Genomic DNA, 12,925 nt, shown 5'->3' with positions numbered 1-12,925 from the left:
AATTGTCGCGCCCTCCAATTAGACCACCTTCTAGATATATTCACTAGCTGGGGCTCGTATTTAACGAAAAAATCCCCCAGCACAAAAGTGCTGGGGGATTCTTTTCAGTTCACTAGGGAACTACCTCATCAAGTAGAGACTACTTGGTGATGGTGGTTACCTTGCCCGAACCAACGGTGCGGCCGCCTTCGCGAATTGCGAAGCCGAGGCCCTCTTCCATGGCGATTGGCTGGATCAGCTCAACCGACATTTCGGTGTTGTCGCCAGGCATAACCATTTCGGTGCCCTCTGGGAGGGTGATAACGCCGGTTACGTCGGTGGTGCGGAAGTAGAACTGCGGACGGTAGTTCGAGTAGAACGGGTTGTGACGTCCGCCTTCGTCCTTCGACAGGATGTAGACGTTAGCTTCGAAGTTGGTGTGTGGGGTGATCGAGCCTGGGGCTACGATAACCTGGCCACGCTCAACATCGTCGCGCTTCAGACCGCGAAGCAGCAGACCACAGTTCTCGCCAGCCCATGCTTCGTCGAGCTGCTTGTGGAACATCTCGATACCGGTAACGGTAGTCTTCTGGATTGGGCGGATGCCAACAATCTCAACTTCCGAGTTGATAGCCAGGGTGCCACGCTCGGCGCGACCGGTAACAACGGTACCGCGGCCGGTGATGGTGAAGACGTCTTCAATTGGCATCAGGAATGGCTTGTCGCGGTCGCGAACTGGGTCTGGAATGAAGCTGTCAGCTGCATCCATCAGTTCCTCGATAGCTGCAACCCACTTTGCGTCGCCTTCCAGAGCCTTCAGGCCCGAAACGCGGATCACTGGAGCGTCATCGCCATCGAAGCCCTGCGAGGACAGAAGTTCGCGAACTTCCATCTCCACGAGCTCGAGCAGCTCTTCGTCATCAACCATGTCCGACTTGTTCAGTGCAACCATCAGGGTTGGAACACCAACCTGGCGGGCCAGCAGAACGTGCTCGCGGGTCTGAGCCATCGGGCCATCGGTAGCGGCAACAACGAGGATTGCGCCGTCCATCTGAGCAGCACCGGTGATCATGTTCTTGACATAGTCAGCGTGACCTGGAGCGTCTACGTGTGCGTAGTGGCGCTTCTCGGTCTGGTACTCGATGTGCGAGATGTTGATGGTAATACCGCGCTGGCGCTCTTCCGGTGCCGAGTCGATGTTAGCGAAGTCGCGCTGTTCGTTCAGGTCTGGGTACTTGTCAGCCAGAACCTTGGAGATTGCCGCGGTCAGAGTGGTCTTACCGTGGTCAACGTGACCGATGGTACCAATGTTGACGTGCGGCTTGTTGCGCTCGAACTTTGCCTTTGCCACAAGTTCCTCCTAGAAACATTTACAGAAGACATTCTTCGTCTGCGCGGTTCGCAAACGAACTAGAAATAGTCTACTGGGGGCTTGGATAATTTAGGAAATTCCGGTCCTCTGCGGGGCCTGCATTGTGATGCAAATCCCTCGTTGGCCGTTTGCGGTGCCGGCTCCGTTTTTCAACGGAACCGGCCCGCGATCGGCCACTTCCCCGCTAAGGGGGTCACGGCCAGGTTTTTATACCGAGACGATTACTCGCCGCGGGACTTCTGGATGATCTCGTCGGCAACTGCCTTCGGGACCTCAGAGTAGCTGTCGAAGGTCATCGAGTAAACTGCGCGACCCTGGGTCTTCGAACGCAGGTCACCAATGTAACCGAACATTTCCGACAGTGGCACACCAGCGCGGATGACCTTGACGCCAGCAGCGTCGGACATCTCGCTGATCGAACCACGACGGGAGTTCAGGTCGCCGATAACGTCGCCCATGTACTCTTCCGGGGTACGGACTTCAACAGCCATCAGCGGTTCAAGCAAAACAGGGTTAGCGCGGCGTGCGCCTTCCTTGAATACCTGCGAACCAGCGATCTTGAAGGCCATTTCCGAGGAGTCGACATCGTGGTAAGCACCATCGATGAGGGTAGCCTTGACACCGACCAGTGGGTAGCCTGCGAGGATACCGTACTGCATTGCGTCCTGGATACCAGCGTCAACGGATGGGATGTACTCACGAGGAACACGACCACCGGTCACGGCGTTCTTGAACTCGTAGGTGACGCCGTCAACAACTTCCAGAGGCTCGAACGAGACCTGGACCTTTGCGAACTGACCCGAACCACCGGTCTGCTTCTTGTGGGTGAAGTCAACCTTCTCCACAGCCTTCTTGATGGTTTCGCGGTATGCAACCTGTGGCTTGCCAACGTTTGCTTCCACACGGAATTCGCGCTTCATGCGGTCAACCAGAATGTCCAGGTGAAGCTCACCCATACCGCCAATGACGGTCTGGCCGGTGTCTTCGTTCAGGGACACGGTGAAGGTTGGATCTTCCGCCGACAGCTTCTGGATAGCAGTCGACAGCTTTTCCTGGTCACCCTTGGTCTTTGGTTCGATGGCCACAGAGATCACTGGATCCGGGAAGCTCATCGATTCGAGAACGATTGGGTGGGCTGGATCACATAGGGTGTCACCGGTGGTGGTGGCCTTCAGGCCGATCACAGCGTAGATGTGACCTGCGTGGATCTCGTCTACCGGATTCTCCTTGTTGGAGTGCATCTGGAAGAGCTTGCCTACGCGTTCCTTCTTGCCCTTGGTGGAGTTCAGCAGCTGTGCGCCGGACTCTGCCTTGCCGGAGTAAACGCGGATGAAGTTCAACTGGCCGAAGAACGGGTGAGCGGCGATCTTGAACGCAAGTGCCGAGAACGGTGCGTCCTCCGAAGGCTCGCGGGTCAGCTCAACTTCTTCGTCCTTCGGATCGTGACCGATGGTGGCGCCAACGTCCAGTGGGTTCGGCAGGAAGTCGATGACTGCATCCAGCATTGGCTGAACGCCGCGGTTCTTGAAGGCCGAACCACAGAATACTGGGTAAGCTTCCGAGTTCACGGTCAGCTTGCGGATGCCAGCCTTGAGTTCCTCAACGGAGATTTCTTCACCTTCGAGGTACTTCTCCATGAGCTCTTCGGATGCCTCAGCGACATCTTCAACCAGCTTGGCGCGGTACTCTTCAGCACGCTCAACCAAGTCGGCAGGGATTTCGCGGGTTTCGTAAGCAGCGCCCATGGTGACGTCACCCTTGGAGTCGCCTTCCCAAACGAATGCCTTCATGGACAGCAGGTCAACGACACCGGTGAACTCGGACTCGGAGCCGATTGGCAGCTGCATAACCAGCGGCTTGGCACCAAGGCGCTGGATGATGGTATCTACGGTGAAGTAGAAGTCAGCGCCCAGCTTGTCCATCTTGTTGACGAAGCAGATACGTGGAACGTCGTACTTGTCAGCCTGGCGCCAAACGGTCTCGGACTGAGGCTCAACGCCTTCCTTGCCATCGAAGACGGCAACGGCGCCATCGAGCACGCGCAGCGAGCGCTCCACCTCAACGGTGAAGTCAACGTGGCCCGGGGTGTCGATGATGTTGATCTGGTTCTTGTTCCAGAAGCAGGTAACAGCAGCGGAGGTAATGGTGATACCGCGCTCTTTTTCCTGTTCCATCCAGTCGGTGGTCGAAGCACCGTCGTGGGTTTCACCGAGCTTGTGGTTCACACCCGTGTAGAAAAGGATGCGCTCAGTAGTAGTGGTCTTACCGGCATCGATGTGAGCCATGATGCCGATATTGCGGACCTTGTTAAGGTCAGTAAGCACGTCCTGTGCCACGTTGTCTCCCTATAAGGTGAGGCCGGAATTGCTGGGCATCGGTTGATGCCCAGCTTTTCCGAGCGGTTCTTACCAGCGGTAGTGTGCGAAGGCCTTGTTGGACTCGGCCATCTTGTGAGTGTCTTCGCGACGCTTCACAGCGGCACCCAGACCGTTCGATGCGTCCAGGATCTCGTTCATCAAACGCTCGATCATGGTCTTCTCGCGGCGAGCCTTCGAGTAGCCAACCAGCCAGCGCAGAGCCAGTGCGGTTGCACGGCCTGGCTTGACCTCAACAGGAACCTGGTAGGTAGCGCCACCGACGCGGCGGGAACGAACCTCGAGGGCTGGACGGATGTTGTCCATAGCCTTCTTGAGGGTCGAAACAGCGTCGGCGCCGGACTTTGCTGCGGCACCTTCGAGTGCACCGTAAACAATGCGCTCTGCAGTGGACTTCTTGCCGTCTACGAGAACCTTGTTGATCAGCTGGGTGACCAATGGGGATTCGAAGACTGGATCAGAAACTAGTGGGCGCTTTGGCGCCGGACCCTTACGAGGCATTACTTACCATCCTTCTTTGCACCGTAGCGGGAACGAGCCTGCTTACGATCCTTCACACCCTGGGTATCCAGAGCACCACGAACAATCTTGTAGCGAACACCTGGAAGGTCCTTTACACGACCACCGCGAACGAGCACGATGGAGTGTTCCTGCAGATTGTGTCCGACACCTGGAATGTAAGCGGTCACTTCGACGCCACCGGCAAGGCGCACACGTGCGACCTTACGCAGAGCCGAGTTTGGCTTCTTCGGGGTGGTGGTGTACACACGGGTGCACACGCCACGGCGCATTGGGTTGCCCTTAAGGGCAGGGGCCTTGGTCTTGACGACCTTAGGCGAGCGGCCCTTGCGGACCAGCTGCTGAATAGTAGGCACTTTCGTGTCCTTCCATTGTCTAAGTTCTTCGGCAACACGACGAAAACGCCTAAGCCTAGAAAAGTTTTAGCGCTTCGCAATGTAGCTAGCTGCTTGCTTTACCGCGCACTCAGAATCAAAAGTCCCTAGGCGTGCGAAAGTGTGGCATTCGTTGCGCAACCTACCCGCAACCCGGACGGAGTCCATTTTGCCACACATAAAACAATTGATCTCAGTCTAGCATTAATCCACCGAGCCACCATGTACAGTAAGCTATCTCACCGACCAGGCCACTCTTGGCCCCCGCCGCCATCGAGACGGTTTGGGTAGTGACTACGCTATCGACCCCAGCTGAACGCCACGGGACCGCCAGATGAAAACCACCTGAATCCGCGGATGTCCGCTGCCGGCTTGCCAGCGGATCCGCATCAAGGCGAATACTAGTTCCTAAATCTCCCAGTGGATTCATCGACTACTATTTTCACCCCGTGTTGCGCGCAGGCCCCGGAACGCAGACCACTGGGAACTGTGGCGGTTAAACGCCCAATGCCTGCCCGCACAGTGTGCGGGCAGGCATTGGGTCAAACTACCTTACGGTGACAGTGCTTCCGGTTTAGCGGAAGTCCGAGCCGTGGTCGTAGTCGTCCATCGAGATGGCACGGAATTCAGGCGACAGCCCGCCTTCCAGCGCATCGTCGTACAGGCCCGAAGAGAAGGCCGAGGTGCCGGTGAACAAAGTTGCCTTTGCTTCATCGGTTGGCTCGACGTTGACCTGGGTGTAGCGATCCAGACCGGTACCGGCCGGGATCAGCTTACCGATGATCACGTTTTCCTTCAGACCGCGCAGTGGATCTTCCTTGCCTTCCATCGCAGCCTGGGTCAGGACGCGAGTGGTTTCCTGGAAGGAAGCAGCCGACAGCCACGAATCGGTGGCCAGCGATGCCTTGGTGATGCCCATCAGCTCGTCACGGCCGGCAGCTGGACGCTGGCCTTCCGAAACGGCCTTGCGGTTCGCAGCGGTGAAGCGCGAACGATCGGCCAACTCGCCTGGCAGCAAGTCGGTCTCGCCGGACTCGATGACGGTGACGCGGCGCAGCATCTGGCGGACGATGACTTCCACGTGCTTATCGTGGATGCCTACACCCTGGGACTGGTACACATCCTGGACCTCGCGGACCAGGAACTTCTGTGCCTCACGTGGGCCGAGGACTCGAAGAACCTGCTTCGGATCCAAGGTACCGCTGGTGAGCTGGGTACCGGCAACGATGCTTTCGCCCTCTTCAACCAACAGGCGAGCACGGCGCAGAACCGGGTAGGCCTGCTTCTCGTCGCCGTTGTCTGGAGTAACTACAACACGCAGCTGCTTCTCGTCGTCTTCGATCGACACGCGACCGGCAACCTCGGACATCGGAGCCACACCCTTAGGGGTACGGGCTTCGAACAGTTCCTGGATACGAGGCAGACCCTGGGTGATATCGTCAGCCGACGCTACACCACCGGTGTGGAAGGTACGCATGGTCAGCTGGGTACCAGGCTCGCCGATGGACTGCGCGGCGATAATGCCAACAGCCTCGCCGATGTCCACGGTCTTGCCGCTGGCCAGCGAACGGCCGTAGCACAGAGCACAGGTTCCAACAGCCGAGTCGCAGGTCAGCACGGAGCGAACGCGGATTTCATCCACGCCTGCAGCGTACAGCTCGTCGATCAGCACGTCGCCGACATCCGAACCGGCGGTAGCCAGCACGGTGCCTTCAGCGTTCTTGACGTCGGTAGCCAGCGTACGGGTGTACGCCGAGTTCTCCACGGTCTCGTGCTTGACGCGGATGCCGGCAGAGTTATCTGCAATGGCAACGGTCAAGCCGCGCTTGGTGCCGCAGTCCTCTTCGCGAACGATAACATCCTGCGAAACGTCCACCAGACGACGGGTCAGGTAACCCGAGTTAGCGGTCTTCAGCGCGGTATCCGCCAGGCCCTTACGGGCACCGTGGGTCGCGATGAAGTACTCCAGAACCGACAGGCCTTCACGGTAGGAAGACTTGATCGGGCGAGGAATAATTTCACCCTTAGGGTTGGACACCAGACCACGGATACCCGCGATCTGACGCAATTGCAGGTAGTTACCACGAGCCTTGGAAGTCACCATTCGGTTAATGGTGTTCAGCTCTTCCATGCCGTTCTTCATTGCCTCGGCAACCTCGTCGGTAGCCTTGGTCCAGATGTCGATCAGGTCCTGGCGGCGCTCGGTATCTGCAATCAGGCCCTTGTCGTAGGAAGCCTGGACCTTGGCGGCCTTTACCTCGTAAGGAGCCAAGATGGCTGCCTTATCCATGTTCGAGGTAATGTCCGAGATCGCCACGGTGACACCCGAGCGGGTCGACCAGTAGAAACCGGCGTCCTTCAGGTTATCCAGGGTAGCTGCGGCAATGATCTTCGGGTAGCGCTCTGCCAGATCGTTGACGATCTCCGAGAGCGCATCCTTGCCCGCTACGGTGGCTACCCATGGGTAGTCCGCAGGCAGGGTGTCGTTGAACAGCACCTGGCCAAGCGAGGTATCCAGCAATGCCGGGGTACCTGGCTCCCAGCCCTCAGGGGCTGGCTGGTCTGCGGAAGGAACGAAGTTCCCCACGCGGACCTTGATCGGTGCGTTCAGGTGCAGTTCGCCCAGATCCTTGGCCATGATGGCCTCGGATACGGTAGCGAACACGCGGCCGGCGCCCTTTTCGGTTGCACGCTTGGTGGTCAAGTGGTGCAATCCGATGATCATATCCTGCGAAGGCTGTGCCACTGGGCGGCCATCGGAAGGCTTCAAGATGTTGTGCGAGGACAGCATCAAGATACGGGCTTCAGCCTGTGCTTCTGGGCTCAGCGGCAGGTGAACTGCCATCTGGTCACCGTCGAAGTCAGCGTTGAACGCGCCGCAAACCAATGGGTGCAGCTGCAGGGCCTTGCCTTCGATCAGCTGTGGTTCGAAGGCCTGGATACCCAAGCGGTGCAGGGTAGGTGCACGGTTGAGCAGTACCGGGTGCTCGGTGATGATCTCTTCGAGAACATCCCAAACCTGCGGGCGGTAACGCTCGACCATGCGCTTAGCCGACTTGATGTTCTGTGCGTGGTTGAGGTCAACCAGGCGCTTCATCACGAAAGGCTTGAACAGCTCCAGGGCCATCTGCTTTGGCAGACCGCACTGGTGCAGCTTCAGCTGCGGGCCGACAACGATGACCGAACGGCCCGAGTAGTCAACGCGCTTGCCCAGCAGGTTCTGGCGGAAACGACCCTGCTTGCCCTTGAGCATGTCGCTCAGGGACTTCAGCGGGCGGTTGCCTGGCCCGGTCACCGGACGGCCACGACGGCCGTTATCGAACAGCGAGTCAACAGCTTCCTGCATCATGCGCTTTTCGTTGTTCACGATGATCTCTGGCGCACCGAGATCAAGCAGGCGCTTGAGGCGGTTGTTGCGGTTGATCACGCGGCGGTACAGGTCGTTCAGATCCGAGGTAGCGAAACGGCCACCGTCGAGCTGGACCATCGGGCGCAGTTCTGGCGGGATCACCGGAACGGCGTCAAGGACCATGCCCTTAGGCGAGTTGCCGTTGACAAGGAACGCGTTGACGACCTTCAGGCGCTTGAGCGCACGAGCCTTCTTCTGGCCCTTGCCGTTTTCGATGATGGTCTTCAGCTCTTCAGCTTCAGCCGCCAGATCGAAGTTCTCAAGGCGCTTCTGGATAGCTTCTGCACCCATGGAGCCTTCGAAGAACAGTCCGTACTTCTCACGCATGGTGCGGTACAGGCCTTCGTCGCCTTCGAGGTCGGCGACCTTCAGGTTCTTGAAGCGCTCCCAGACCGCACGCAGGCGCTCGGCTTCGGCCTTGGCGCGCTTGTCGATCTGCAGAACAGTCTTCTCGGCCAAGGTGCGGGCCTTGTTCAGCTCGGCATTCTTGGCGCCGTCAGCTTCCATGCGCTCCAGCTCGGCTTCCAGGTCGGCTGCAACAGCCTTCTTGTCAGCTTCCGAGTTGTTCGCAAGGTTGCGCAGTTCCAGGTCGTGCTGGGCCTGCAGGTTAGGCATTTCGGCGTGGCGGCGTGCTTCGTCGACACCGGTGATCATGTAGGCAGCGAAGTAGATGACCTTTTCGAGGTCCTTCGGAGCCAGATCGAGCAGGTAGCCCAAGCGCGATGGAACGCCCTTGAAGTACCAGATGTGGGTCACAGGAGCTGCCAGCTCGATGTGGCCCATGCGCTCACGGCGTACGTTCGCGCGGGTCACCTCGACGCCGCAACGCTCGCAGATGATGCCCTTGAAGCGCACGCGCTTGTACTTACCGCAGTAGCATTCCCAGTCGCGGGAAGGGCCGAAGATCTTTTCGCAGAAAAGACCGTCCTTCTCCGGCTTCAGGGTGCGGTAGTTAATGGTTTCCGGCTTCTTGACCTCGCCGTAGCTCCATCCACGGATTTCATCCGCGGTGGCAAGGTTGATTCGCATGAGGCCGAATGAGGAATCGCTGGACATATGGTCCTTTTCTCTCTTCTGTGGTGTCTGAAGTCGATACGAATGAGGGTGGGAATTTGCCGCCGCTGCCTGCAGGTCCTGCAGGCAGGGCGCCAGATTACACTTCCTCTACGGAGTTCGGCTCCGACCGTGAAAGGTCGATGCCCAGCTCTTCAGCGGCGCGGAACGATTCCTCGTCCGACTCACGCATTTCGATAGTGTTGCCGTCGGTACCGAGTACCTCGACGTTCAAGCACAGCGACTGCATTTCCTTGATGAGCACCTTGAACGATTCTGGAACACCAGGCTCTGGAACGTTCTCGCCCTTGACGATAGCTTCGTAGACCTTCACGCGGCCGTGGATATCATCCGACTTGATGGTCAGGATTTCCTGCAGTGTGTAAGCGGCACCGTATGCTTCCAGTGCCCAAACTTCCATCTCGCCGAAGCGCTGGCCACCGAACTGGGCCTTACCGCCCAGTGGCTGCTGGGTGATCATGGAGTATGGACCGGTGGAACGGGCGTGGATCTTGTCGTCCACCAGGTGGTGGAGCTTCAAGATGTACATGTAGCCCACGGAAACCGGATCCGGCAGCGGGTCGCCGGAGCGGCCGTCGAACAGCTTCGCCTTGCCGGAGTTGCCAATCAGGCGCACACCGTCACGGGTCTTGCTGGTCGAATCCAGGATGCCGCGGATTTCCTCTTCGGAAGCGCCATCGAAGACCGGGGTTGCCACGGTGGTGGAACCGGACTCGCGTGGCAGGTTCGGCAGATCGCGGACCCATTCAGGCTCGCCTTCGATCTTCCAGCCCTGCTTGGCAGCCCAACCCAGGTGGATTTCCATAACCTGGCCGACGTTCATACGACCTGGCACACCTAGCGGGTTCAGGATGACATCCAGCGGGGTGCCGTCTTCCAGGAATGGCATGTCTTCCAGCGGCATGATGCGCGAGATGACACCCTTGTTACCGTGGCGACCTGCGAGCTTGTCGCCGATCGAGATCTTGCGCTTCTGGGCAACGTAGACGCGGACCAGCTGGTTGACACCAGGGGAAAGGTCATCGTCGTTGTCGCGGTCGAAGATGCGAACACCAATGACGGTGCCGGACTCGCCGTGCGGAACCTTCAGCGAGGTGTCGCGCACTTCGCGCGACTTCTCACCGAAGATGGCACGCAGCAGGCGCTCTTCCGGGGTCAGTTCGGTCTCGCCCTTAGGGGTGACACGGCCTACCAGCACGTCGCCGGCCTCGACCTCGGCACCGATGTAGACGATGCCGCGGTCATCGAGCTGGGAGAGGATGTCTTCCGAGACATTCGGGATGTCGCGGGTGATTTCCTCGGCACCGAGCTTGGTGTCGCGGGCATCGACTTCGTGCTCTTCGATGTGAATCGAGGTGAGTACGTCGTCGAAGATCATGCGCTGGGAGAGGATGATCGCATCCTCGTAGTTGTAGCCTTCCCAGGACATGAATGCCACGAGCAGGTTCTTGCCCAGCGACAGCTCGCCGGAGTCGGTCGAAGGACCGTCAGCGATGATCGACTGGTATTCCAGGCGGTCGCCTTCGGACACGCGAACGCGCTGGTTGTAGGCGTTGCCCTGGTTCGAGCGGGCGAACTTCATGATCGGGTACATCGACTCGGTGCCGTCATCGTTCATGACGACAACCAGGTCAGCAGATACCTCGGTGACCACGCCTGGCTTGGCGGCGACAACGGAGTCGCCGGCGTCAACCGCGGCGAACTTCTCCATGCCGGTACCCACCAGCGGACGCTCGGACTTCAGCAGCGGCACAGCCTGGCGCTGCATGTTGGCGCCCATCAGTGCGCGGTTGGCATCGTCGTGCTCGAGGAATGGAATCAGCGCGGTTGCCACCGAAACCATCTGGCGCGGCGAAACGTCCATGAAGGTCACTTCAGCGGAATCGACGATGACAGGCTCGCCGCCACCGCCCTTTTCGCGAACCAGAACGGTCTCTTCAACGAAGCGGCCGTTCTCATCCAGAGGCGCGTTGGCCTGTGCGATGTAGTGCTGCAGCTCGTCATCGGCGGTCAGGTAGTCGACCTCGTTGGACACGACGCCATTGGCGACGCGGCGGTACGGGGTTTCGATGAAGCCGAAGGAGTTGATGCGTCCGTAGGTAGCCAACGAACCGATCAGGCCGATGTTCGGGCCTTCCGGGGTTTCAATTGGGCACATGCGTCCGTAGTGGGACGGGTGGACGTCTCGTACTTCCATGCCTGCGCGGTCACGGGACAGGCCGCCCGGGCCCAGAGCCGACAAGCGGCGCTTGTGGGTCAGGCCGGCCAGCGGGTTGTTCTGGTCCATGAACTGCGAAAGCTGCGAGGTTCCGAAGAACTCCTTGATGGCAGCCACAACAGGGCGGATGTTGATCAGGGTCTGCGGGGTGATCGCCTCGACGTCCTGGGTGGTCATGCGCTCGCGCACAACACGCTCCATGCGGGACAGGCCGGTGCGGACCTGGTTCTCGATCAGTTCGCCCACGGCGCGGATGCGGCGGTTGCCGAAGTGGTCGATGTCGTCGACGTTGACAGGAACGTCAACGATCTCGCCCTTGCGGGTGCCCTGAACAGTCTTCTCGCCTGCGTGCAGCGCAACGAGGTAGCGGATCATCGCTACCAGGTCGTCCAGCGAGAGCACCGAAGCGTTCTCGGCGTTGACCGGAGTCTCCACGCCCAGCTTGCGGTTGATCTTGTAGCGGCCAACCTTTGCCAGGTCGTAGCGCTTAGGCTCGAAGTACATGTTCTTCAGCAGTGCCTGGGCGGCCTCAACCGTAGGAGGCTCGCCTGGACGCAGCTTGCGGTAGATGTCCAGCAAGGCTTCGTTCTGATCCTTGATGCTGTCCTTTTCCAAGGTTGCGCGCATCGAATCGTACTGGCCGAACTCGGACAGGATCTGCTCTTCGCTCCAGCCAAGGGCCTTGAGCAAGACGGTGACCGACTGCTTGCGCTTGCGATCAAGGCGTACGCCGATCTGGTCGCGCTTGTCGATTTCCAGCTCGAACCATGCACCACGCGATGGGATGATACGTGCCGAGAAGATCGTCTTGTCACTGGTCTTGTCCGGCGTGGACTCGAAGTACGCACCTGGGGAGCGAACCAGCTGGGACACAACGACACGCTCGGTGCCGTTGATGATGAAGGTGCCCTTTTCGCTCATCAGCGGGAAATCGCCCATGAACACGGTCTGCTGCTTGATTTCGCCGGTTTCATTATTCATGAATTCGGCCTTGACATACAGCGGTGCCGCGTAGGTGGCGTCGCGGTCCTTGCACTCTGCGATCGAGTACTTAGGATCAGCGAACTCCGGATCCGAGAAGCTCAAGGACATGGTGTCCTGGAAGTCCTCGATTGGGGAGATTTCCTCGAAGATTTCTGCCAGGCCCGAGGTGTTGGGCACGCTGAAGTCACCAGCGGCTTCTGCCTTGGCCAGGCGCTCTACCCAGTTCTGGTTGCCGACGAGGCGGTCAAAGCTCTCGGTCTGCAATGCCAGCAGGTTAGGCACTTCAAGGGGTTCGTGAATCTTTGCAAAAGAAAGTCGGCCAGCGTATGCAGCATCGCGAGCCGAACTAGCGGTTTGGTTGTTAGGGTTGCTCGAGGCGACCAAGATGGATCCTTCCAAAGACCGTCAGGTTTCCGAACGCTTACCGTGCTAAGGTTCCTGCCATAGGACAGTTCCTCTTTTTTCGTCCGCACGAACCCACCGCTATATGAAGGCCGCGCGCGCAAACAGCAAGGCGCAAATTTCTACTCTACCGGAGGAAAATCCGGTTGTCGATACTCGGTGCAGAAATTCGTGCTATAGTTTTCGCCCCCACTTTCGCGCGGGCTGCCACTCAGGTTT

General features: G+C 58.9%; 6 protein-coding genes. All 6 read right to left on the bottom strand.

Translation table 11 applies throughout. The annotated features are described in order from the left end of the window. Positions 1-139: 139 nt before the first annotated feature. Positions 140-1,330: an elongation factor Tu gene (gene tuf, locus AC1Z36_RS08160; RefSeq protein ID WP_105657666.1), complete on the bottom strand. Its 1,191-nt coding sequence runs from the start codon at positions 1,328-1,330 to the stop codon at positions 140-142. A 242-nt stretch (positions 1,331-1,572) separates the two neighbouring features. Continuing rightward, positions 1,573-3,687, bottom strand: coding sequence for an elongation factor G (fusA, locus tag AC1Z36_RS08155; RefSeq protein WP_105657667.1), 2,115 nt, complete (start codon positions 3,685-3,687; stop codon positions 1,573-1,575). 69 nt (positions 3,688-3,756) lie between these two features. Continuing rightward, on the bottom strand, positions 3,757-4,227 hold the full coding sequence (rpsG, locus tag AC1Z36_RS08150) for a 30S ribosomal protein S7 (protein WP_096256908.1): 471 nt from the start codon (positions 4,225-4,227) through the stop codon (positions 3,757-3,759). Continuing rightward, positions 4,227-4,601, bottom strand: a complete 375-nt coding sequence (gene rpsL / locus AC1Z36_RS08145) for a 30S ribosomal protein S12 (protein ID WP_013349694.1) — start codon at positions 4,599-4,601, stop codon at positions 4,227-4,229. Before rpsL ends, rpsG begins: the two co-directional genes overlap by 1 nt. 592 nt (positions 4,602-5,193) lie before the next feature. Next, positions 5,194-9,084, bottom strand: a complete 3,891-nt coding sequence (locus AC1Z36_RS08140; protein WP_483561929.1) for a DNA-directed RNA polymerase subunit beta' — start codon at positions 9,082-9,084, stop codon at positions 5,194-5,196. A gap of 97 nt (positions 9,085-9,181) precedes the next feature. Beyond that, positions 9,182-12,688, bottom strand: coding sequence for a DNA-directed RNA polymerase subunit beta (gene rpoB / locus AC1Z36_RS08135; RefSeq protein WP_105657689.1), 3,507 nt, complete (start codon positions 12,686-12,688; stop codon positions 9,182-9,184). Between the last annotated feature and the right edge of the window lie 237 nt (positions 12,689-12,925).

It is taken from the genome of Glutamicibacter sp. BS14 (assembly GCF_056934375.1).
This window is presented reverse-complemented; position numbering and strand designations above follow the sequence as displayed.

Excerpts from the sequence above, each read along its gene's own strand:
- rpsG (WP_096256908.1), bottom strand. The coding sequence starts at position 4,227 with ATGCCTCGTAAGGGTCCGGCGCCAAAGCGCCCACTAGTTTCTGATCCA.
- AC1Z36_RS08140 (WP_483561929.1), bottom strand. The coding sequence starts at position 9,084 with ATGTCCAGCGATTCCTCATTCGGCCTCATGCGAATCAACCTTGCCACC.